This window comes from Xanthomonas protegens (assembly GCF_038442435.1).
Lineage (GTDB): Bacteria > Pseudomonadota > Gammaproteobacteria > Xanthomonadales > Xanthomonadaceae > Xanthomonas_A > Xanthomonas_A sontii.
The window spans coordinates 25,060-49,551 of record NZ_JAQJCQ010000009.1; the positions used below are offsets into that span (position 1 = coordinate 25,060).

The 24,492-nt window shown below is 67.6% G+C and carries 8 protein-coding genes; 5 read left to right on the top strand and 3 right to left on the bottom strand.

Annotated features, from left to right (window positions below):
- Positions 1 to 69: 69 nt before the first annotated feature.
- Both PIQ37_RS11790 and PIQ37_RS11795 read left to right on the top strand, forming a co-directional pair.
- Complete coding sequence (locus tag PIQ37_RS11790; RefSeq protein ID WP_342073610.1) at positions 70 to 3,099, top strand: TonB-dependent receptor domain-containing protein; 3,030 nt, start codon at positions 70 to 72, stop codon at positions 3,097 to 3,099.
- Between the two features lie 118 nt (positions 3,100 to 3,217).
- Complete coding sequence (locus tag PIQ37_RS11795) at positions 3,218 to 4,735, top strand: tryptophan halogenase family protein (protein WP_342073611.1); 1,518 nt, start codon at positions 3,218 to 3,220, stop codon at positions 4,733 to 4,735.
- A 181-nt stretch (positions 4,736 to 4,916) separates the two neighbouring features.
- On the opposite strand, the gene pyrF is transcribed toward PIQ37_RS11795, so the two are convergent.
- The 3 genes from pyrF to PIQ37_RS11810 all read right to left on the bottom strand — a co-directional run bounded on the left by pyrF (position 4,917) and on the right by PIQ37_RS11810 (position 7,296).
- On the bottom strand, positions 4,917 to 5,657 hold the full coding sequence (pyrF, locus tag PIQ37_RS11800; protein WP_342073612.1) for an orotidine-5'-phosphate decarboxylase: 741 nt from the start codon (positions 5,655 to 5,657) through the stop codon (positions 4,917 to 4,919).
- Complete coding sequence (locus tag PIQ37_RS11805) at positions 5,654 to 6,568, bottom strand: 5'-nucleotidase, lipoprotein e(P4) family (protein WP_342073613.1); 915 nt, start codon at positions 6,566 to 6,568, stop codon at positions 5,654 to 5,656. The genes pyrF and PIQ37_RS11805 overlap by 4 nt, the downstream gene beginning before the upstream one ends.
- A 95-nt stretch (positions 6,569 to 6,663) precedes the next feature.
- Complete coding sequence (locus PIQ37_RS11810; protein ID WP_342073614.1) at positions 6,664 to 7,296, bottom strand: hypothetical protein; 633 nt, start codon at positions 7,294 to 7,296, stop codon at positions 6,664 to 6,666.
- 343 nt (positions 7,297 to 7,639) lie between these two features.
- Here PIQ37_RS11810 and PIQ37_RS11815 point away from each other — a divergent pair, with 343 nt between their 5' ends.
- The 3 genes from PIQ37_RS11815 (at position 7,640) to PIQ37_RS11825 (ending at position 24,373) form a co-directional block, all read left to right on the top strand.
- A complete protein-coding gene (locus tag PIQ37_RS11815; protein WP_342073707.1) occupies positions 7,640 to 9,286 on the top strand; it encodes a ShlB/FhaC/HecB family hemolysin secretion/activation protein in 1,647 nt (548 codons plus the stop codon).
- A gap of 79 nt (positions 9,287 to 9,365) precedes the next feature.
- Positions 9,366 to 23,633, top strand: a complete 14,268-nt coding sequence (locus PIQ37_RS11820; RefSeq protein WP_342073615.1) for a hemagglutinin repeat-containing protein — start codon at positions 9,366 to 9,368, stop codon at positions 23,631 to 23,633.
- Between the two features lie 11 nt (positions 23,634 to 23,644).
- On the top strand, positions 23,645 to 24,373 hold the full coding sequence (locus tag PIQ37_RS11825) for a hypothetical protein (protein WP_342073616.1): 729 nt from the start codon (positions 23,645 to 23,647) through the stop codon (positions 24,371 to 24,373).
- Positions 24,374 to 24,492: the final 119 nt, after the last annotated feature.

A 24,492-nucleotide genomic window follows, 5' to 3' on the forward strand; every position in this document is an offset into this window, starting at 1 on the left:
TGTCGTTTTTTGCACCACCTAAAAGAACACAACAATGATCCCGTTGACCGCCCTGGGAGGGCTTTCGTCATGAAGAAATCGCGTTCCGCCTCCAACCTGCCCGCACGCAGCCTGCTGTGCTGCGCGCTGGCCACCTGCCTGTTCGCCACGATGCCGGCGATGGCCCAGTCCAGCAGCGCGACCCTGCGCGGCCAGGTCGCCGCCGCCCAGGCCGGCACCGAAGTCACCGTCACCAACGTCGCCACCGGCTCGGTGCGTCGTGCGCCGATCGCCGCCAACGGCAACTACACCGTGGTCGGCCTGCCGCCGGGCACCTACAAGGTCGAGGCCAACGGCGTCACCAAGACGGTGACCCTGCAGGTCGCGTCCTCGTCCACCGTCGATCTCGACGCCGGCACCACTGCCGCCGGCGGCAACGCGACCACCCTGGACACCGTCACCGTCAGCGCGCCGCTGCTGAAGGACGTCAAGACCTCGGAAGTGGGCAACGTGGTGTCGCTGCACCAGATCCAGCAGCTGCCGCAGGCCACCCGCAACTTCCTGGAGTTCGCCGACACCGTGCCGGGCATGGTGTTCCAGATCGACGGCAACGGAAACACCAAGCTGCGCGGCGGTGCGTCCAATGCCAGCGCCGGCAACCTGTACATCGACGGCGTCGGCCAGAAGAGCTACGTCAAGGGCGGCGGCATCGCCGGCCAGAGCGACACCCAGGGCAACCCGTTCCCGCAGCTGGCGATCGGCGAGTACAAGGTCATCACCTCCAACTACAAGGCGGAGTACGGCCAGATCAGCGGCGCGGCGATCACCGCGGCCACCAAGTCCGGCACCAACGAGTTCCACGGCGAAGCCTTCTACCGTTACACCGACCAGGATCTACGCGACAAGCGTCCCGACGAAGCGAACGGCAAGATCGATTCGCAGACCAAGGAATACGGCTTCGCCCTGGGCGGCCCGATCATCCAGGACCGCATGCACTTCTTCGTCGCCTACGAAGGCAAGGAGAACGTGGTGCCGAAGAGCGTGCAGGCGGACAACACGGCGCAGCCGTACGTCGGCCTGCTGCCGTCCAACCTGTCGAGCCAGTTCGGTGCGGCCAACATGCCGTTCACCGAGGACCTGTACTTCGGCAAGATCGATTTCGAACCGACCGATCGCGATCGCATCGAACTGAGCGGCCAGTACCGCGACGAGACCCAGACCGGCAACGTCGGCGGCACCAGCACGCCGGAACACGGCACCAACAAGATCAACAAGGACAAGCGCGCCAACATCCGTTGGCAGCACAGCGCCGACAACTGGTTCAACGAGTTGATCGTCGGTACCGAAGATTCGGAGAACAACCCGAATCCGAAGAGCATCGGCAACGGCATCGTCTACAAGTATCTGGCGCCCCGCGCCGGCTCCACCGATGTGGACGAATACACCTTCCTGGAAACCGGATCCGCCGGCGGTCTGAACGTGCAGCGCAAGAGCCAGAAGGGCTGGTTCCTGCAGAACGACCTGACCTTCACCAGCTTCCAGTGGCATGGCGAGCACACCATCAAGATGGGCGTCAGCTACAAGGACATCAAGCTGACCTCGCAGGATGCGGCCGCGCTCAACCCGCAGTTCAGCTATGCGGTCAACAACAACGGCGTCGCCGCCACGCCGTACCGCGTGGACTACGTCGCGCCGTACAACACCCCCGGCCAGAAGGCCACGGTGGAGTCGCCGTCCAAGCAGTACGGCATCTACATCCAGGACGACTGGGCGGCGACCGACAAGCTGATGATCAACGTCGGCGTGCGTTGGGACTACGAGGACAGCCCGGCCTACACCGACTTCGTCACTTCGCAGGCCTTCGTCAACGCGCTGTACTCCAATGATCCGGCCAACCCGGGCCAGCCCTGGGCCAACCGCCTGCTGCCCAGCGGCATCAACGCCGCCGACTACATCAGCACCGGTCGCAACCGCAAGAACTTCAAGGATGGCTGGGCACCGCGCCTGGGCTTCTCCTACGACTTCTTCGGCGACGAGAGCTCGGTGCTGCACGGTGGCGCCGGCCGCTCCTACGATCGCAACCTGTTCGAGCAGCTGGCGCTGGAAACCAGCAAGGCCGCGCTTTCGCCGGTCGCGGTGTACTTCCAGAACCCGGCCACCGGCCAGTGCTACCGTGGCGACCGCGTCTGCACCGCGTGGGATCCGCGCTACCTCAATGGCGTGGACCAGTTGAACACCATCCCCGGCGTCAGCGGCAGCGCCGAACTGTTCATGTTCAACAACCACCTGAAGACGCCGTACAGCGACCAGTACAGCATCGGCATCACCAACCAGGTCGGCGACTGGCAGACCGACGTGACCTTCCAGCGCGTGCTCAGCTACGACGGCTTCGCGATGTCGCTGATCAACCGCTACCCGGATGGTTCCTACTTCCAGAACGGCAGCGCCCCGTGGGGCCAGCCGGTGCCGGGCTACCAGAACACGATCATCGGCATGAATGGCCTGGAGCAGCGCAGCAGCCAGGTGCTGCTGTCGGCCGACAAGCCGTACACCAAGGAATCGGGCTGGGGTCTGACCCTGTCGTACACCCACACCAGCGCGCGTCAGAACCGCAACATCGACGAGCCGTACGCGTTCGACAAGGCGACCATCCACGACTATCCGTTCGTGAAGTCCGATGCCGTGTCGGCGCACCGCTTCGTCGCCTCCGGCTCGATCGACGGCCCGTGGGGCCTGACCTTCGGCGCGAAGGTGGTGCTGGCGACGCCGGAGCCGATCAACACCATCGCCTGCTACGGCCACACCGATGCGGACGGCGCGACCTGCCAGCAGGTGGCGGCGGTGCCGCCGGGCAGCGGCAAGTTCCTGGTCGGCGGCAAGATCTGGGGCTACCGCACGGTCGACTTCCAGGCGACCAAGGACTTCACCGTGTACAACGACTTCAAGTTGACCGCGCGCGTGAACCTGCTCAACGCCTTCAACTTCAAGAACTACTCGTCGTACTCGTACAACGATTTCGGCTCCGATGGCCGTTTCGATCCGAACATCACCATCAACAAGACCGGCGACATCATGTACGTGCCGCGCACCGTGACCTTCGAGATCGGCGCCAAGTTCTGATCCACCGCATCACCCGCGCGCGTGCCCGACCGGCGCGCGTGGGGTTTCAACGGACGGGGCCGCGTGGCCCCGTCCGCGTTTGCGGTCGCCTCTTTCCTCGGTACAGGACCCTGCACGCATGATCGCCGCCCCTCTTCGCAACCTGGTCATCGTCGGCGGCGGCACTGCCGGCTGGATGGCCGCTGCCGCGCTGGCGCGTGTGCTGGGCCCCGACTACCGCATCACCTTGATCGAGTCCGAGCAGATCGGCATCGTCGGCGTCGGCGAAGCCACCGTGCCGCACATCAAGGCCTTCAACAACCTGCTCGGCATCAACGAGGCCGAGTTCGTGCGCCACACCCAGGGCAGCTTCAAGCTCGGCATCGAATTCGCCGACTGGCAGCGCCCGGGCACGTCCTACGTGCATGGCTTCGGCACCGAGATCGGGCATCCGCTCGGGTTGCTGCCGTTCCAGCAGTACTGGTTCAAGCAGGCGCTGGCCGGCAAGGCCAGGCCGCTGGGCGCCTACACGCTCAACACCGTCGCCGCCAAGCGCGACCGGTTCATGACTTCGGCCACCGACGTGCCGCCGAATTCGCCGCTGGCCAACATCGCCTACGCCTACCATTTCGATGCGGCGCTGTATGCGGGCTTCCTGCGCCGCTACGCCGAGCAGCGCGGGGTGACCCGGCGCGAAGGCATCGTCGAGGAGGTGCAACTGCATCCGGAATCGGGCGACGTGCGCGTGGTGTGCCTGGCGTCGGGCGAGGCGATCGCCGGCGACCTGTTCATCGATTGCTCCGGCTTCCGCGGCCTGCTGATCGAGCAGGCGCTGCACACCGGTTACCACGATTTCAGCCACTGGCTGCCGTGCGACCGCGCGCTGGCGGTGCCCTGCGCCAAGGTCGGCCCGCCCACGCCGTACACCCGCGCCACCGCACGTGCGGCCGGCTGGCAGTGGCGCATTCCGCTGCAGCACCGCACCGGCAACGGCTACGTGTACTGCAGTGCGCACATCAGCGACGACGAGGCCGCGGCCACGCTGCTGGCCAACCTCGACGGCCCGGCCTTGGCCGATCCGCGGCCGCTGCGCTTCGTCACCGGGCGCCGCAAGCAGGTGTGGAACCGCAACGTGATCGCGCTGGGCCTGGCCAGCGGCTTCATGGAGCCGCTGGAATCGACCAGCATCCACCTGGTCCAGTCCGGCATCTCCAAGCTGCTGGAGCTGTTCCCGCGCGAGGGCATCAGCCCGGTGCTGGTGCGGCGCTACAACGAGCGCATCGCCTTCGAGTTCGACCGCATCCGCGACTTCCTGCTGCTGCACTACCACGCCACCGAGCGCGACGACAGCGCGTTCTGGCGGCACTGCCGCGGCATGCCGATCACCCCGGAACTGCAGGAGACGCTGGCGCTGTTCCGCGACAGCGGCCGCTTCTACCGCAACGGCGACGAGATGTTCGCCGAGATCAGCTGGGTGCAGGTGATGGTGGGGCAGGGCATCCTGCCGCGCGCCTACCATCCGCTGGTGGACCAGGTGCCGCAGGCCGACCTGGAGCGCTTCATGGCCAGCGTCGAGCAGACCATCGGCCATTGCGCCGACGCCATGCCGCCGCACCAGGCCTTCATCGACCGCTATTGCGCGGCCAGGCCTGGGTAAGCACGGCCCGCGCCGCGCGGGCACAAAAAAAGAGGCCACGCGCACCAGGCGCGGGCCTCTTCAAATCCGACCGAAGCCGGAGAACGGTATGGCACATCTCCGGCAGAGCCGGACGCTGGGCATGCTACCGGCATGCCGAAGCTAAAGCAATGCTTTAGGAATTACCCGCTAAGTCATTGATTCAAAATAAGCGGGCAGCGCCGCCGGCCAACGTCAGCGCGATTTCCCGCTGGATCGCCTCGGCCGCAGCGCGCGGATCGGCCGCCTGGCGGATCGGCCGGCCGACCACGATCGCATCGGCGCCGTCGGCGAAGGCCTGGGCCACGCCTACCGTACGCTGCTGGTCGTCGCCGACCGGACCGCCCGGGCGGATGCCGGGGCAGACGATGGAAAAGCCGGCGCCGGTGGCGCGGCGGATCGGTGCCGCTTCCTGGCCGGAGGCGATCACGCCGTCGATGCCGGCCGCCTGCGCGGCCAGCGCGCGCTCCACCACCACGTCCTCAGGCGCGCGGTCGATACCCATCGATGCCAGGTCGGCGCGGCCCATCGAGGTCAGCACGGTCACCGCCAGCAGGCGCATGTCGCTGCCGTTGGCCTCGGCCGCCGCCTGCATCATCGGCGGGTGCCAGCCGTGGATGGTGCAGTAGTCCACAGGCCACTGCGACAGCCGCCGGATCACCCCGCCCACCGTGGCCGGGATGTCGAAGAATTTCAGGTCCACGAACACCCGCTTGCCGCGCCCGGCCAGCGTATCCAGCACGTCGAAATATTCGCCGGAGGCGAGCAGTTCCATGCCGATCTTGTAGAACGCCACCGCATCGCCGAGCCGCTCGATCCACTCCAGCGCCTCGTTGCGCCCGGGCACGTCGAGGGCGAAGATCAGGCGCTCGTGCGGCGCCAGCGCCAGCGGCGCGCGGCTCACTGCGCCAGCTCCAGCGCCTGCACCTTGGCCTGGTGGCGTGCGGCGCGCGACTGGGTGAAGTCGTTGTTGAACAACGCCGGCTCCCAGGAGCCGTAGCTGGGGTTGGGCAGCATCCACCAGCGCTCGCCGAACCAGTCGTGGTACTGCTGCAGCAACTGCGCGCGGCCTTCCGGGGTGTTGGCCACCACCTGCGCGAAGTCGCCGAGCTGGTCGCCGAACTGCATCAGCACGCGGTACTGCTGGCCGACCAGCTTGCGCCGGCAGTTCTTCTCCGAGCCATTCTGCTCGCAGTCCTTGACCACCGTGCCCAGGCCCAGCAGCACGCTGTTGTCGGCCACCGGCAGGCCGGCGCTGCGCAGGTTGGCCAGGGTCGCGTCGGTCAGGTGCACGGCGCGGTTGGTCACGTACAGCACGGTGACGCCCTTGGCGGTGGCGGCCTTGGCGAAATCGACCACGCCGGGAATCGGCTTGGCCTTCTTCTCGGCGACCCACTGGTCCCAGGTGACCTCGTCGTATTCCTTGCCGTTGCGGATCAGCCGCGCCTGGTACGGCGAGTTGTCCAGTACGGTTTCGTCCACGTCCATCACCACCGCCGGCTTCAACCCGGTGGCGGCGTTGCCGCGCTCCTCCGGCACCAGCGCGTCCCAGTTCGGTTCCTTCAGCGCCACATCCAGGCGATCGGCGGCGGCGCGATAGGTCTGCTCGGCCAGGGCCTGGTACTCGGCCGAGCGCTGCATCCACAGCACCGCGTTGAGATTGTCGTCGGCCGTACCCGGCGTGGCAGTTGCGGGCGTGGCGGCAGCGGCAGGGGCGGCCGGCTTGGCGGCGGGGTCGGCGACCTGCGCCTGCGGCTTGCAGGCGGACAGGGCGAGCACGGCGCAGGCCAGTGCGGTGCGGGCGATCGGCGTCATCGGGTGTGGGAACCTGGGCAAATGAACCGCAGATTTTAGCCGGTTGCGATGACAGGCGCCGCGCAACGCGCGGTGGCGCAAGCGGGCTGCCGCGCTCAGGGCGCGAACGTCAGTGCGCGCAGGTCCGGGGCGAGCACTGCCTCGACGGGGTCGGCATCGTCGTGGCCGGCATAGGCGCTGAAGCGGATGCGCAGGCGGCCGTCGCGCACCGTGTAGGGCGTCAGGTCGTCGAGGTCGGGCGCGTCCAGATCGATGTTGTCCAGGCAACTGGACACCGGCACCCGCGCCAGGATCGACGGCGTGCCGTGCAGGTCGACCACGGTCAGCGCCATCTCCGCACCGGCGCCGCAGTAGCCGTGTCCATCCCCGGGCGAGGACCGGCGAACGGACAGGTACAGCAGGCGGTCGCTTCCCAGATACGGCTGCAACCGGGTCGGCAACAGGCGGATGGCGCGCTCGGCGCCGATCCGCTCCGGTGCGTAGGCGTGCGGAATGGTCTCCAGCACGGCGGGTGTGCGTCCGGGCAGTTGGAGCACCACACGGCCCGCGCGATAGGCCAGATGCAGCAGGCCGCGGCGTGGATCGCAGACGTCGGTATCGGACGGCGCGGCCGATGCCGCGCGGCAGTCCGTTGGCGTCGGCGTCGGCGCTGCGGCGCGGTGGGCGGGCACGGCGGCGGGCGCAGCGGGCGCGGCCAAGGCCAGCAGCAGGAGGAGGAGCGGCAGCATGCGAGGCCTTCGAGGTGTGAGCCAAGAGTGTGGCAGCCGCCGTGGATCGCGCGCCAGTTGTGACCTACGTCCTTTGAGAAGGTGACGAAATTCTCGCAAGTGGCTGTTTTGCAGGGAATTTCCCGACGGCGTGTCGGGAGCCTCCCGATGCCGTCGCGCTGTGGTTTCCACCACACTTCCAAGTATGGAAAACCGCGCGACGCGGCGCCTGGCGCGCTGCGGCGCGATCGCGCCTGCATTGCAGGCAAACGCGGGAAGCGTCACAGGGGACGTTGCAGTGGATCGCCGGAGAAAAGGAGCTTCTCGCATTGTGCTGACTGCGTGCCTGTTCGCCAGTGTGCCCATGGCGCAGGCGCAGGCACAGGATCCGCCGAGCACGCTCGACCGCCAGGAACAGTTGCGCCAGGCCGAGCAGGTCCAGCGCCAGCAGGAGCAGGACCGGCAGGCGCCGTTCGTGGGTCCGCGCGAGACCGAAGCGCCAGCGGACATGCGCAGCACCGCCTTGCCGACCGAAGCGCTGTGCTTCCCGATCCAGCGCGTCCGCCTCAGCGGCGGCGGTCCCGACGCAGCCCGCTTTTCCTGGCTGTGGCAGTCGCTGCGTCGCTACGAAGGCCGCTGCATCGGCACGGCCGGCATCGACCTGATCCGCCGCCGCGCGCTCGACCAACTGGTCGCGCGCGGTTTCGTCACCACCCGCCTCGGCGTGCCCGCGCAGGACCTGTCCCGCGGTGAGTTGCGCTTCGAGCTGCTGCCCGGGCGCCTGCGCCAGGTGCGCGTACAGTCGGCCGATGGCCGCGTGTTCTGGCGCGGCGCGCTGCCGCTGCGGCCGGGCGATGTGCTCGACCTGCGCGCGATCGAGCAGGGCGTGGAGCAGTTCAAGCGGGTGCCGTCGCAGGACGCCAAGATCGACATCGCCCCGGGCGAGCAGCCCGGCGAGTCGGACCTGCTGATCACCGTGCAGCGCAGTCGGCGCTGGCGCGCGGTACTCAATGCCGACGATTCGGGCGTGCAGGCGACCGGACGCTACCAGGGCGGCGTCGACTTCGCCCTGGACGCGCCGCTGGGCATCAACGACCTGCTGTCGATCGGCTACAACCACGACCTGGTCGACGACGGCGCCGCCCGCGGCACGCGCGGCAACAGCCTGTCCTACAGCGTGCCATGGGGCTGGTGGACGGCGTCCGTGTCGCTGTCGTCCTACCGTTATCACCAGCAGGTGGACGGGTTCCGCCAAAGCTTCCAGTCCAGCGGCAGCTCGAACAGCGCGCAACTGGATCTGCAGCGGGTGATCCATCGCACCGGCACCAGCAAGACCACGCTGGGCATGGTCGTGGCCAAGCGCGCCGCACGCAGCTACCTGGACGGGGTGGAGATCGGCATCCAGCGCCGCCACACCACCAGCGCCGAGCTGTATCTCAGCCATCGCCATTACCTGGGCAAGCTGCAGCTGGACACGCGGCTGGGCCACCGCCGCGGCACGCCCTGGTTCGACGGGCAATGGACCGGCTACGACCCGGCGGTGGGCTTCCCCGGCTACCGCTACGGCGTCACCACCCTCGATGTCAGCGCCGGCCTGCCGTTCGCGCTGGGCCCGGTGGCGATGAGCTGGGACAGCAGCCTGCACGCACAGACCTCCCCGCAACTGCTGCTGGGCTCGGAATTCATCACCTTGGGCGGGCGCTACAGCGTGCGCGGCTTCGACGGCGAACGCACCCTCGGCGCCGAACGCGGCGCGTACTGGCGCAACACCCTCAACCTGCCGGTGCAACGCCTGGGCATCACCCCGTACCTGGGTGTGGATGCCGGCCGCATCGCCGGACCGAGCGCCACTGCGCAGGCCGGGCGCAGCCTGGTCGGCGGCTTCGTCGGCGTGCGTGGCGCGCGCGGCGGACTCAGTTGGGATGGCTTCGCCGGCTGGGACCTGCACGCGCCGCGCGACTTCCACAGCGCGCAGCCGGCCTACGGCGTGCGCCTGATCTACCAGTTCTGACACGTCCTGCCGCCGGCCGGCGGCAGGCAACGCGATGGGTTTTGCCGCGGTGAGCGGCACGAGAGACACGACGATGCACATGGACCGTACCGACGACCGCCGCCACCGCCTGCTCGATCCGCTCAAGCGCGGCCTCGCCGCGCTGTTGTGCTGCACCGTCACCTGGACCTCGCTGCCGCTGTACGCGCAGGTCGCGCCGGTCGCCAATCCGGACGGACGCCAGCCCGGCCAGCAGGCCGCCGCCAACGGCGTGCCGGTGGTCGACATCGTTGCCCCCAACGCACGCGGCGTCTCGCACAACCGCTATTCGCGCTTCGACGTCGGCAGCAACGGCCTGATCCTCAACAACAGCGCGCAGATCTCCAAGACCGAACTCGGCGGCTACATCGCCGGCAACGACAATCTGAAGAACAGCGGCGCGGCCACGCTGATCCTCAACGAGGTCACCTCCACCACCAGCCGCCTGCAGGGCTATACCGAAATCGCCGGGGCCAAGGCGCAGCTGGTGATCGCCAACCCCAACGGCATCGTCTGCGACGGCTGCGGCTTCCTCAACACCTCGCGCGTCACCCTGGCCACCGGCACACCGCTGCTCGGCGCCGATGGCGCCTTGAACGGTTTCTCCATCACCGGCGGCGCGCTGAGCGTCGGCAGCAACGGCCTGGACGCGTACAACGTCGATCGCCTGGATCTGCTGTCGCGGCAGTTGAGCGTGGGCGGTTCGGTGTGGGCCAAGGATCTGCTGGCCAGCGCCGGTGCGCAGCGCATCGGCTACGACGGCATGCTGCTGGAGGTGCTGCCCGGCACCGACGGCGCGCCGCCGGCGATCGGCATCGACGTGGCGTACCTGGGCGGCATGTACGCCGACCGCATCCGCCTGATCGCCACCGAAGCCGGTGTCGGCGTGGTCAGCCGCGGCACCCTGTCCGCGCAGAGCGGCAGCCTGCAGATCGACAGCGCCGGCCAGCTCAGCCTGGCCGGCACGGCGGTGGCCCGCGACGATGTCGACCTGCACGCGGCCGGCACGCTGAGCCAGCAGGGCGTGCTCGGCTCGCAGCAAGCCGGCGTGCGTCTGCGCGCCGCGCAACTGACGATGAGTGGCGACACCATCGCCCACGATCTGCTCGACGCCGCCGCCAGCGGTGCGCTAGCGCACAGCGGGCGCAGCAGCGCTGGCGCCATCACCCTGTTCGGTTCGGAACTGGACGTCGGCGGCAGCCTCTACAGCGGCGGCACGCTGGCGCTGAGCGCCAGCGGCGAGTTGCGCAGCAGCGGCAGCGCCTACGCCGGTGGCGCTGCGCAACTGCAGGCTGGCGCAGCCTGGCTGCAGCGCGGCGGCACCGTGCAGAGCGCCGGCAGCCTGGCGGTGCAGGCGGCGCGGATCGACGCCGCCGGCGTGCTCGACGCCGGCGCCGGCCTCAGCCTGCGCAGCGATACCGACATGCGCCTGTCCGGCCTGGCCCAATCCTGGCAGGACGCCAGCGCGCAGGCCGGCGGGCGCCTGGACACGCTCGGCCAGCTCAGCGCCGGCGGGCGTATGGACCTGGGTGCGGCGGCGATCGGCAATGCGGCCGGTGCGGTGATCTCTGCCGGTGGCGACATCGCGCTGGCGACGCCGGGCGCACTCGACAACGCCGGCACCCTGTACGCCGGCCGCGATCTGCGCATCGACGCGGCCAGCGTCGGCAACACCGGCGGCAGCTATGCCGGGCGCAACGCCACGCTCGCCACGACCGCGGCATTGAGCAACAGCGGCAGCCTGGTGGCCGGTGCCGCGCTGAGCGTGGACGCGGCGCAACTGCGCAGCAGCGGCGAACTCGGCAGCCAGGGCGGCGACGTCGCGCTGCGCAGCCGCGGTGACCTGGCCCTGGACGGGCAGGTTGCGGCGAAGGGCGCGCTGACCGCGCAGGCCGGCGGCGCGTTGCTGCAATCGGGCACCCTGGGCGCGGGCAGCGCGCAACTGCAGGCGGCGGGCGACGCCACGCTGGACGGTGTGGTCCGCACCGATGGCGATCTGCAGCTGAGTGCCGATGGCCAGTTGCGCAGCAGCGCCACCCTGGCGGCCGGCGGCAACGCCACACTGCACGCGCAGGGCGCGTTGCTGCAGAGCGGGCAAGTGCAGACCGGCGGCGCACTCGCGCTGGATGGCGCCAGCATCGGCCAGGCCGGTGTGCTCGACGCCGGCACGAGCCTGACGTTGCGCAGCGCTGGCGACCTGTCGCTGGCCGGCACCGTGCAGTCGCGTGGCGACCTCGCGCTGAGCAGCGCCGGGGCGCTGCAGAACCAGGCCCAGGTCGTGGCCGGCGGCGCACTCAGCGCCGACGCCAGCAGCCTCAGCAACGTCGCCGGCGCCAGCCTGTCGGCCCTGGGCGACGCCAGCCTGAGCAGCGCGACCGTGCTGTCCAACGATGGCCACCTGTACGCCGGCGGCGCGCTGGGCCTGCGCGCCGCCAGCCTTACGCAGACCGGCTCGGCCAATGCCGGCACGACGCTGACGTTGACCGTCGATGGTGCCGTCGCCAACCAGGGCGACCTGGTCGGCGGTGACGATGTGCGGTTCGATGTCGGCAGTCTCGCCAGCAGCGGCCAGCTCGGCAGCCAGCGCGGCCAGGTCGTGCTGAACAGCCGCGGCGACGTGCAGCTCGACGGCGTGGTCGTGGCCGCCGGCGCCTTGAGCGCGCAAGCGCTGGGCGATCTGCAGCAGCGCGGCAGCCTGCGTGCGGCCGGCGTGCAGCTCGCCGCCGCGGGCAGTCTGGGCGTGGCCGGTACCGTGCAGAGCACCGACACGCTGCAACTGCAGGCGCAACGTGCGCTGCGCGTGGACGGCCAGGCCAGCGCGAGCGGCACGGTCGGCGTCAACGCCGCCAGCGTCACACTGGGGAGTGGCGCCATCCTGCAGAGCGCGACCGCCCTGCAGGTGGACACCGCCGCGCTGGACAGCCAGGGCACGCTGGACGCGGGCACGGATCTGCGCCTGCACAGCACGGGCGATATCCATCTGGCCGGCATCGCCCAGGCCGGACGCGATGTTGCCTTGCTGGCCGACGGCACCCTGGACAACCAGGCCAAGGTGTTCGCCGGCCGCGCGCTGCAGCTCACCGCCGCCAGCGCCAGCAACCAGGCGCAAGGCCAGTGGCTCGCGCAGACGACGCTCGACGCCAACGTGCAGGGCAACTTCGACAACGCCGGCCTGGTGCAGGCCGGCCAGGCCGCGAGCTTGCGCGTCGGCAGCCTGCAACAGCGTGGCCGCACCTATGCCGGCGACACCTTGACCGTGCAGGCGGCCACCGCACTGACCAACAGCGGTGACCTGATCGGCAAGCGCGATGTGGCGATCAGCGCCGGCAGCGTGGCCAGCAGCGGCCAGCTCGGCAGCCAGGATGGACAGCTCGGCATCGTCAGCGCCGGCGATCTGCAACTGACTGGCACCCAGATCGCCGGCACCGCGCTGCGCCTGCAGGCGGCGGGCGATCTGCTGCACGGCGGCACCAGCAAGGCGCAGTCGGTGCAGATGGAGGCGGGGCGCGACCTGAGCATGGCCGGCACGGTGCAAAGTGCGTCGACCCTGCAGGCGCAGGCGCAGCGCGCGCTGCAGCTGGATGGTCAGGCGCTGGCCGGCGGCAGCGTGCAGTTGCGCGGTGCCAGCGTCGGCACCGGCAGCGCCGCGGTGCTGCAGAGCACGGCGGACATCGCCGTGGACGGCGGCAGCATCGACAGCCAGGGTGCGCTCGACGCCGGCACCGACCTGACCCTGCACAGCCAGGACGCGCTGCGCCTGGCCGGCATCGCCCAGGGCGGCAACGATGTGCTGCTGACCGCCGCGGGTGCGTTCGACAACAGCGCCCGCGTGGTGGCCGGGCGCGATCTGCAGGTGCAGGCGGGCAGCGCGGCCAACCGCGCCGCCGGCACGCTCGCCGCCGGCCGCGGGCTGGATCTGCACGTCGATGGATTGCTCGACAACGCCGGCCTGCTGCGCGGCGAGCAAGCGCTGATGCTGCAGGCCGGCAGCCTGCAGCACAGCGGCACGCTCTCCACCGGCCAGGCGCTGACGCTGCGCAGCAGCGGCGCGGTGGACAACCGCGGCAACGTGATCGCCGGCGGCGACCTGCTGGTGGACGTGGGCAGCCTCAGCAACAGCGGCCAGCTCGGCAGCCAGAACGGGCAGGTCACGCTGAGCAGCCAGGGCGATCTGCAGCTGGGCGGCAGCGTGATCGCCGCGCAGGCATTGAACGCCACCGCGCTGGGCGACCTGCGCCTGGACGGCGTGGCCAAGGCGCGCGCGATCGCTCTGAGCGGACGCGATGTCGGCGTCGCCGGTGCATTGCAGAGCGCGACCAACGCGACGCTGCAGGCGCAACGCGCGCTGCGCATCGACGGCCAGGCCCTGACCACCGGCGATCTGCAACTGCAAGGCGCCAGCGTCGCCACCGGCAACGCGGCGGTGCTGCAGAGCGCGGCCGGCGCCATCACCCTGCAAGGCGGCAGCCTCGACAGCCGCGGCATGCTCGACGCCGCCACCGATCTGGCCCTGCGCAGCGATGGCACCCTGGCCGTGGCCGGCGTGGCCCAGGCCGGGCGCGACGTCGCGCTCGCCGCAGGCACCCAGCTGACCAATGCCGCGCAAGTGCTGGCCGGCCGCGACCTCAGTGTCGCCGCCACCGGCATCGCCAATGCCCAAGGTGGCAGCCTCGCTGCGAAGGGCGCGCTGGCCCTGACCACCGCCGGCACCCTCGCCAACGCCGGCACCTTGCAGTCCGGCCAGGCCATGACCCTGCAGGTCGGCGATCTGCAGCACAGCGGCCAGGCCTACGCCGGCGACACGCTGAGCCTGCGCACCAGCGGCGCCATCGACAGCCAGGGCGAGTTGATCGCCAAGCGCGACCTGCAGCTCGATGCCGCGCGCATCGCCAGCACCGGCCAGCTCGGCAGCCAGAGCGGCCAGGTCACGCTGACCAGCCAGGGTGATCTGCAACTGGGCGGCACCGTCGCCGCAGGCACCGGACTCAGCGCGCAGGCGCAGGGCGATCTGCTGCAGGCCGGCATGCTCAACGCGCAGGCGCTGGACCTGCGTGCGGGGCGCGACCTGACCCTTGGTGGTCAGCTCGCCACCACGCAGGGACTGCAGGCGCAGGCGCAACGCGACCTGCAAGTGAACGGCAGCGTCAGCGCCGGCCAGGACGCCACCCTGCAGGCCGGCGGCACCCTGCGCAGCGGCAGCCAGAGCGTGCTGCACAGCGCCGGCGCGCTGCAGTTGAATGGCGCCGCCATCGACAGCCAGGGCACCGTCGACGCCGGCACCACCCTGGCGATGACCAGCACCGGCGATCTCGCCCTCGGCGGCCTGGTGCAGTCCGCTTCGACGCTCGACCTGCGCGCCACCGGCGCGCTTACCAACGCCGCCCAGGTGGTCGCGGGCAGCGACCTGAGCCTCACCGCCGCCAGTGCCACCAACAGCGGCAGCGGCACGCTCGCCGCCCTGGGCAACGCCACCTTCACCGTGAGCGGCCTGCTCAGCAACGCCGGCGCGCTGCGTGCGCGCCAGCGCCTGCAGTTGGACGTCGGTTCGCTGCAGCAGACCGGGCGCAGCTACGGCGTGCAGCGCCTGGCGCTGACCGCCAATGGCGCCGTCGACAACCGCGGCGACCTCATCGCCGGCAGCGCCTTGCGCGTGCAGGCGGCCAGCGTCGCCAGCAGCGGCCAGCTCGGCAGCGAAACCGGCGACGTGGCCCTGGTCAGCCAGGGCGACCTGAACCTGGGCGGTACCCTGGCCTCGGCCGGCGGGTTCAGCGCGCAGGCCGGCGGCGCGCTCAACCAGAGTGGCGCCTTGAGCGCGGCGACCACGCTGCAACTGCAGGCGCACGGCGACCTGACCGTGGCCGGCACCCTCAACGCCAACCAGGTCGTGCTCGGCAGCGACGCCGGCGTGCTTCAGCGCGGCACCGTCAGCGGTGCGGACATCGCGCTGCAGGGCCAGCGCATCGACAACGCCGGGCAGACCCTGTCCAGCGGCAACCTGCGCCTGAGCGGCGGCGATGTCGCCATCGGCGGCGTGGCCGCGGCCGGCGTGCGCAGCGACGGCAGTCTCGGCACCAGCGGCGCGTTGACCCTGCATGCCGACGGCACGCTCAGCGCCAGCGGCCGCCTGATCGCCGCCGGCAACCTCACCGCAGACGCCACGCAACTCGCGCTGGCAGGCAGCACCACCCGCGTCGGCGGCAACGCCACGCTGACCGCGAGCGGCGACGTCGACCATCGCGGCGCCGACCTGCTCGCCGGCGGCCTGCTCACCGTGCGCGCCGGTGGCGCGCTGGACAACAGCGCGCTCAACGGCGTCGGCGGCACGCTGCAGGCGGCGGGCCTGGACCTGGGCGCGGCCGCGCTGCGCAACGGCAACGGCAGCCTGGTGCAGAGCGGCAGCGGTATCACCCGCATCGCCGTCACCGGCGCGTTCGACAACACCAGCGGCCGCCTGGTCAGCAACGGCGGCGACCTGCAACTGGGCGCCGCGTCGATCAACAACACACAAGGACGCATCGAACACGCCGGTAGCGGCACCCTCACGGTCGGCAGCAGCGGCGCCCTCGGCAATGCCGGCGGTCGCATTCTCACCCAGGGCCAGCTGCAACTCAGCACCGGCAACACGCTCGACAACCAGGGCGGCGCCATCGCCGCGGCCGGCGATGCCAGCGTCACCGCGGCTGGCCTGGGCAACGTCGGCGGCAACGTGTCCGCACGCGGCTTGAATGTGCAACTGGGCAGCGGTGCGCTCGACAACCGCCTCGGCGTGGTGCAGGCCACCGGTGGCAGCCTGGTGCTGCGTGCCGACAGCCTCGAGAACCGCGGCGGCACCATGCAGGCGCTGAGCAGCGGTGGTGCTGGCGGCGACATGCGCGTGGATCTGGCGCATACGTTGAACAACGACGCGGGCGTGATCGGCGCCAGCACCGATCTGACAGTGGGCGCGGAGAACGCGAGCAACAGCGGCGGGACCTTGCAGGCCGGGCGCGACCTGGCGCTGACCGCACGCGGCCAGCTCGACAACCACCAGAGCGGCCGCATCGGTGCCGCCCGCGATCTCAGCGTCGCGGTCAACGGTGCGCTGCTCAACAGCGGCGGCCAGCTCGACAGCGGCAACGCCATGACCTTGTCCGGCGGCCGCATCGACAACAGCCAGGGCAGCATCGTCAACAACGGCGGCGGCCTGACCCGGCTCACCACCGGCGGCGAGTTGCGCAACGTCGGCGGCAGCCTGGGCGGGCGCGGCAGCGTGGTGCTCGACGCCGCCAGCATCGCCAACGGCAGCGGGCAACTGGTGGCTGGCGGCGACCTGGTCGCCAACACCAACTCGCTCGACAACCAGGGCGGCAGCGTCTACGCCGGCGGCAGCATGCTGTTGCAGCGGAGCGGCGCCACGCTCGACAACCGCAACGGCAGGATCAAGGCCGAACAGGCGGTGCGCCTGAGCCTGCAGAACCTGAGCAACAGCGGCGGCCAGATCGGCGCCGGCAGCAGCGTCGGCGGCGCGGGCGACGTGGTCATCGACACCGTCGGCTTCGACGGCGGCGGCAGCATCCTCGGCCAGAACCTGCTCGACCTGACCATCCGCAGCGATTACACCCATCGCGCCGGTGCCGACATCACCAGCAACGGCGACTTCCGCCTGGCGGTGGGCGGCAACTTCGTCAACGCCTCGGCGCTGCAGGCCGGGCGCAGCCTGGGCATCAATGCCAGCAGCATCAACAATGTGGCCGGCGCCAGCATGCGCTCGGGCAACGTGCAGTTGAACACCGGCGGCAGCGTCACCAACGCCGGCGACCTCTCCGCCAGCGGCAACCTGCAGGTCACCGCCGGCTCGGTGTCCAACACCGGCAGCCTGGTCGGCGGCAACGTGCTGGTGGACACCGGCACCCTGGTCAACGGCGCCGACCTGGGCGGCGCCACCGACAACGCCGCCTATGGCAGCGCGCTGATCGGCGCCACCAGCGGCATGACCCTGCTGGTGCGCGACCAACTGGTCAACCGCGACGCGAAGATCTTCAGCCTCGGCAGCATCGCCATCGGCGCCGCGCGCGACGGCAACGGCACGCTCACCGCGCGTACCGGCACGCTGGACAACGTCTCCGGCAGCATCGAGGCGGATGGCAGCATCCTGATTGCGGCGAATCAGATCAATAACCGGCGGCGGGTGCTGAACACGCAGACTGGTCCGTTGTCGGATGCGGACAAGGCGGCGGCGAATGCGGCAATGCCGAGCGAGTTGATCGAAGCGCGCAGCATCAAGATGCCTGCCAATACCTCGGCGCGCTTTCCGTACAAGGGCAAGCAGCCGGGCGTCTATCGCGAGTACTCGGTGGAGCAGCGCGAGAGCCTGCTCGCTGCCAGCGCGGAAGGGCGCATCGTCGCGGGCGGCAACATCGCATTGTCAGGCAGCGTGACCAACACCACCTCGACCATTGCCGCGGCCGGTGCCCTGCTAGTCAATCAGCGCGGTGTCGGCGGCATGGCCGACGGCATGATCACGGGCGGCGAGTCGGTGGCGAACCAGGCGCTGTCGCTCAAGCAGGTGGTGAAGCAATCGGACGTGGAGTACGTCGTGACCGGCGTGGTCGACGATTGTGCGCAGACCGCCAACGGCAAGCGCATGGTGTGCTACTACGACACCGAAGAGAAACCCATTTCGTCGACGACGATCGACTCCAGCTATACCGCCCTCGCCGCCAACATGACCGGCGGCCAGGGCGTCTCGATCAACGGCGCTTCCATCAGCAACGGCGCGGTTGGTAGCGACGGCCGCAGCATCAGTGGCGCCACCTTCAACGCTACCCAGGGCGGCGCCCTGAACCGTCGCGGCACGCAGAGCGCCGCCGGCGCCGGCGGCATCGCCGTGCAGGCGCAGACCGCTGCGACGCCCACCAAGGCCAACGTCGGCAACCATATCGCCACCGCCAGCCTCGGTGCCATCCGCATCGACGACGGCCAGGCCACGCTGGTCGGCGGCAGCAACACCAATGCGTCCCAGGTCCAGGCCAGCGGCGTGCAGGCCCAGCTCGGCGGCGCCGGCAGCGGCGGCCGCAGCCAAGTCCAGGCTGGCACCGCACAGGCGGTGCTCACCGCCGGCACCGTACCGGGCCAGTACCAGCAGATCGACCCCGGTACCGGCCAGGTGCCGCAAGTGGTCGGTGGCGTCGGCGCGCCGTTGGGCAACATCGTGCTGCCGATGGGCGGGCTGTATCGCCTGGTCGGCAGCAACGGCGCCAGCGTCAATACGCTGGGTCGCGCTGCCAACGGCCTGGGCGGGGTCAAGGCCAACAACAGTGCCCCCGGCCGACGCTACCTGATCGAGACCGATACGCGCTTCGTCGACTACGACAACTTCATCAGCAGCGATTACCTGCTGGACAAGCTCGGCGTGGATCCGCAGTGGACCCAGACCCGCCTGGGCGACGGCTTCTACGAACAGCGCCTGGTGCTGGACCAGATCACCCAACTCACCGGCCGCCGCTACCTGGGCAACTACGCCGACGGCGTGGCCCAGTACCGCGCGCTGCTCGACGGCGGCGTCGCCGAGGCCGGCACCCTGCACCTGAGCGTGGGCGTGGCGCTGACCGCCGATCAGGTCGCCGCGCTGACCCACGACATCGTGTGGATGGTGGAACAGGAGTATCAGGGCCAGAAGGTGCTGGTGCCGGTGGTGTACCTGTCGTCGAAGACCGCGCTGACCCTGCGCAGCGACGGCGCACTGCTGGCCGGCGGCGCAGGCGACACCGTGCTCAACGCTACGGCCAACCTGAGCAACAGCGGCACCATCAGCGGCGCCAACGTCAGCGCCACCGCCGGCAACCTGCTCAACCAGGGTCGCATCGTGTCCAGCGGCACCGTGGCGCTGCAGGCCAAGCAGGATCTGCTCAATCTCGGCGGCCAGATCGCCGGCCGTGACGTGCTGCTCAGCGCCGGCCGCGACCTGACCAGCACCACCCGTGACGCCATCGCCGGCGGCGACCTGCGTTCGGGCATCACCGCCAGCAACAACCTGCTGCTGCAGGCCGGTCGAGACCTCAGCCTCACCGGCACCACCGTGCAGGCCGGCAACAGCGCGGCGTTGCTGGCGGGCAACAACCTCACGCTGCAGCCGACCGCGCTGCGCGACGAGTCCGGCCTGATGCGTGGTGGCGATGGCACCAGCCTGACCATCGGCAACAACCTGTCCCTGCAGGCCGGCAACGACCTGCAACTGCACGGCGTAGCGATCGCTGCCGGTGGCGACGCCGCCCTGCAGGCCGGGCACGATCTGTCGCTGACCCCGGTCACCGATGCCAACGGCAAGGCCACGGTGCGCACCAGCCTCGCCACCGGCGGCAGCCTGCAACTGGCGGCCGGCAACGACCTCACCATCCGCCAGGCGCAGGTCAAGGCCGGCGGCGACCTGATCGCCGCAGCCGGTCACGACCTCGACGTGACCTCGGTGCTGGGCGACAGCCGCACCGTCACCGACCAGACCCGCCAGGGCAAGACCAAGGTCGTCACGACCACCACGACCCAGGACCTCGACCAGCAGGCACTCACCGCCGGCGGCAACCTGGTGCTCAGCGCCGGCCACGACGTCAACCTGACCGCCGCCAAGCTCGACGCCGGCAATGGCCTGGCGGTGGTCGCCGGCAACGACCTCAACAGCACCACCCTGACCACGGTCGACAGCAGCACCACCCTGGAGACGCGCAAGCGCTTCAAGCAGACCACCAGCACCCGCGACGAGACCGTCCACGGCACCGAGTTCACCGCCGGCGGCGACATTGCCCTGCAGGCGAGCAACGACGTGAACCTGACCGCGGCCAAGGCGTTTACCGACAAGGGTGCATTGGCCGTGTCCGCCGGCAACGACGTCAACCTGCTCGCCGAGCAGGAGCAGCACGACGCCGTGCAGGACATGCAGAAGAAGAAAACCGGCTTCCTGTCCAGCAAGACCACCACCACGCATGACGAGTGGCACGACAGCACCGCGGTGGCGACCACGCTCAGTGGCGACACCGTGCAGATCGCCGCCGGCCACGACCTGTTGTCGCAAGGCGCGCAGGTCGCCGGCACCGGCAACGTGGTGGTGGCTGCGGGCAACGACCTGACGCTGGAGACGGCGCAGAACACGCATAGCGAGGAGCACGAGAAGAAAACGAAGAAGTCCGGCATGTTCGGCAGCGGCGGCATCGGCGTGACCTTCGGCACGCAGAAGATCCAGAACAATGCCGACACCGCCGATGTCACGCATGTGGGCAGCACGGTCGGCAGCGTGGCGGGCGACGTCACGCTGGTCGCGGGCAATCGTTACGCGCAGACCGGCAGCGACGTGCTGGCCAATGCCGGCGACATCACGGTGAAGGCGAAGGACATCGCCATCACCGAGGTCCACGACACCACCGATGCCGAGCAGCGCAGCAAGTTCAGCCAAGGTGGCCTGTCGATCACGCTCAGTTCCGCAGCGCTGAACCTGGCCCAGTCCGCTTACGACACGGCCAAGGCTGGCTCCAAAGTCAGTGGCGATGCGCGCATGCAGGCGCTGGCGGCGGGGTCCGCGGCCTACAGCGCCTATGGCGCCGCCAGCTCGCTGAGTCAGACCGGAAGCGCACTGGCCAGCGGCAGTGCCGCCAGCGCTGCGCAAGGGGCAAACATCAGCATTGCCGTGACGGTGGGTGGCAGCAAGAGCGAGAGCAAGAGTACCCAGTCGGCGGACCAGGCCAAGGGCTCCAAGCTACAGGCCGGCGGCGACGTCAATCTGATCGCTACTGGCGGCGGCGATGCGAGCAACCTGCTGGTACGTGGCAGCGACGTTACCGCTGGCCACGACCTGCTGCTGGCCGCCGATCACGATGTCACCATCGAGGCCGCGAAGAACACGGCCGAACAGCACAGCACCAGCAAGAGCAGCAGCGCTGCGGTCGGCGTTGCGATCACCTACGGCGCTGATGGGTTCGCGGCGGGCGTGACGTTGAGCGCCAGTGGGGCGCGTGGCAAGGCCAATGGCGAGGATGTCAGCTATACCAACAGCCATGTGGCTGCTGGCAACAACGCCACGATCATCAGCGGCAACGACACCACGCTCAAGGGCGCACAGGTCTCCGCGGACAAGGTGATCGCCGATGTCGGTGGCAACCTCAACATCGAGAGCCTGCAGGACACCAGCACCTACGCCAGCAAGGACAAGTCGATCGGTGGCAGCGTCACGTTCGGCATGGGGTTCAGTGCCAGCGCCAGCTACAGCAGCAACAAAGTCAATGGCGACTACGCCAGCGTCACCGAGCAGAGCGGCATCCAGGCAGGCAAGGGCGGCTTCGACATCACCGTGGGCGGCAACACCGACCTGAAGGGCGCGGTGATCGCCAGCAGCCAGGACGCGATCGACCAAGGCAAGAACCGCCTGAGCACCGGCACGCTGACCTATAGCGACATCGCCAACACCAGCAGCTACGACGCCAAGGGCATCAGCCTGTCGGGCGGCTACAGCGTCGGCACCGACGACGATAAGTCCAAGGGCAGTGAGGGCCAGACACCTTCCACCACCAACAATGGCAGCAATTGGTCCTGGCAGAACTACAACACCGGGGCCAACGGCAGCGCGGCCGGCTACGGCCATGAGAGCGGCGATGCGCAATCCACCACGCACAGCGGAATCAGTGGCGGGGCGCTGGTCATCACCGACGAAGCGGGGCAGCAAGCAAAGACCGGCAAGAGCGTGGCGGACGCGCTGGCCGGCCTGAAGCGCGATGTCGTTACGGGCGATGACGCCAACGGCCTGACCAAGCAATGGGATGGGCAGAAGCTGCAGGAACAGGTGGCGGCGCAGGCGGAGATCACGGCGACGTTCGGGCAGCAGGCAGGGCAGTTCGTCGGTGAGTACGCGACTAAGAAAGCCGAGGAGTTGCGCCTTGCTGGTCGAGAGGACGAGGCGGCCAAATGGGACGAGGGCGGAGCCTATCGTGTTGCTGCTCACGCGGTTGTGGGACTACTTGGCGGACAAGCAGAAGGAGCGATAGGTGCTGCAGGAGCGGCAATTGCAGCGCCAGCACTCAACAGATTGACAGCAGATCTTCCTGACGGCGTTAGAGAAGCCGTTGGCTTGGCAGTTGCTGCCGGTATTGGCTCAGTTGCCGGGGAGGGTGGCGTCGCAGCTGCGATCAATGAAGATGCTAACAATCGTTTGCTGCATCCGGCGGAAGCGAAGACGATCGCGGACTATTCGGAGGCCTTCGCGCGCTACCTGAATGATGGGAAAGATCCTTCGCCGGAGCAGGTCGAGGAAGCGAAACGGCGCTTGACGGAACGTGCGCTGTATCAAATCGACAGCGGCTTTGCCGACAATGCCTCTGCAAAAAGTGACATCCAGGCCGCGAGTTTCATCAATACGCTCTCGAAGCGACTGGGGGCGAATGTCGGGGATGTTGGCGGCGGCATGCTGTTCGATGCGCGTGGCACTGACGCATTTGACAATCACATCATCAATAGTGCCTACATCGTAGACAATCTTTCCCTCTATAACAGCATTAACACTGAAAATTTAGGGAAGAAATATTTGCCAGGATACTCAGGCGCATATTTGGCGTATGCCAATGCTGTGACTGATCGGAGATGGGCTGAAGATGGAACGACTCTTCAGGAGGCCGCACAGCTTGTAAATCAAGGAAACTTCTTAAAGCACTTTGCTACCAATGGTGTAGAGGCGCCCATGGTAGGAAGTCTGAATGGAATTTTGTTTAGTAACTTGGAGCATGCGGGGAAGCTCGATCCCCTGAATGGAAAAAGCGTTCTTGAAAATTGGGTTATTACACAGACAATTGTTGATGCCCTCGAAGGCCCAGTGGGAGTAGGGGAGGTAGGTGGTCGTGGAAGGTTGAGCAGGGAACCGGAAAGCCCGAAAGATCTTACAGACAGTGTTGCTGTTAAGACGTCGTTGGGTAAGAACGTAGAAAATCCACTAGATGAGCCACAAATTTTAACAAATCAAAGGATTGGATCTGAATTTGAGCGGCAAGTAATTGATGCGTTCAACCATGTTGATGGGGTAAAAAACATGGATACAATTACGGTTACGCTACCAAACGGCAAGCAGGTGACGACAATTCCAGACATGTGGGGGCGGAATGTCGGCGGCAAAATTGAGGTCAAGAATGTTATAAAGCTTGACATGTCTGACCAGCTACGGGCACAACTACAGCATTCGAAGGTAACTGGTGAGCCAATGAACATTATCGTTAGTGACCGAACAAAAAGAATATCAAAGATTCTTCAAAAGGAAGTGAGGGGTACTGGCGGAGACATCTATGTATACGATCCAAAAACTGGAAATCTGACGAAGTTCTAATCCATACAGCCATGAAGCCATTCATAAGGATTGCGATAAGTACCAAGGCCGACACGACTTCTTGGTCGGTTGGTGACGCGCTCATTAATTTGTTTACTGAAAACAGTCTAATTTTTCCTGAATTCGTATCTCATAATCCTGATAAGTTTTCTGAAAATTTCCCCGGGAAAGATGGTTGCAAAGACCTATGGGCAAGCGTCGCTCAAATTCGTGCCCAGGGTTCGATGTCAGAATTTTATCAAGACTTCTGTTTGAGACGGAAAAAGACCGTTAAGTATCGTAGTTCCCTTAGCCATAGGATGATAAACGTTAGGTCGCAAGTTGTTCCCGCTAGCTTTGATCTACATGCGGATTGGAGCGAAAAAATTGAATGGCGTTCATTGTTTAGATCGTTATGTAAAATCTTGAAGCCCCAGCTTGCTATGCTCCATTTATTTACGAAATCGGAATTGAATTTAATTGGCGAAAGTCATAACTTCGCTATTGGCTCTTTTGGCACTGCCCTCGACCCTAAAGTTTATGGTGTAGGTTGGGCAATGTTCTACGGCGATGAATTTCAAAATTTCGATTTTAAATCTATTGACTTCTGCGGTTTTGAGCATGAACAAATAGGCGATGGACACATGATTATGGTTACAGAAAAGATAGGGGATGTTTTAGATGATTATTCTAAATTTGATGCGCGGCGAAACGAATTGAAGAGGTGCTTCCCTTCTGGATTTTTTGCAGATAATATTTAGTTGCTTTAAAAAACAGCATGCCGCCCGTAAATTTTATTTATTGAAATGAGCATCTAAAGTGCGCCCTTAGATTTTAAGTGAATATAAGTGCTTCCGAACATGAAGATGGTGAAGGTAAC

Coding starts and splice junctions, on each gene's coding strand:
- PIQ37_RS11815 (WP_342073707.1), top strand. CDS start 7,640: ATGGCGCAGGCGCAGGCACAGGATCCGCCGAGCACGCTCGACCGCCAG.
- PIQ37_RS11810 (WP_342073614.1), bottom strand. CDS start 7,296: ATGCTGCCGCTCCTCCTCCTGCTGCTGGCCTTGGCCGCGCCCGCTGCG.
- PIQ37_RS11820 (WP_342073615.1), top strand. CDS start 9,366: ATGGACCGTACCGACGACCGCCGCCACCGCCTGCTCGATCCGCTCAAG.
- PIQ37_RS11825 (WP_342073616.1), top strand. CDS start 23,645: ATGAAGCCATTCATAAGGATTGCGATAAGTACCAAGGCCGACACGACT.
- PIQ37_RS11805 (WP_342073613.1), bottom strand. CDS start 6,568: ATGACGCCGATCGCCCGCACCGCACTGGCCTGCGCCGTGCTCGCCCTG.
- PIQ37_RS11795 (WP_342073611.1), top strand. CDS start 3,218: ATGATCGCCGCCCCTCTTCGCAACCTGGTCATCGTCGGCGGCGGCACT.
- PIQ37_RS11790 (WP_342073610.1), top strand. CDS start 70: ATGAAGAAATCGCGTTCCGCCTCCAACCTGCCCGCACGCAGCCTGCTG.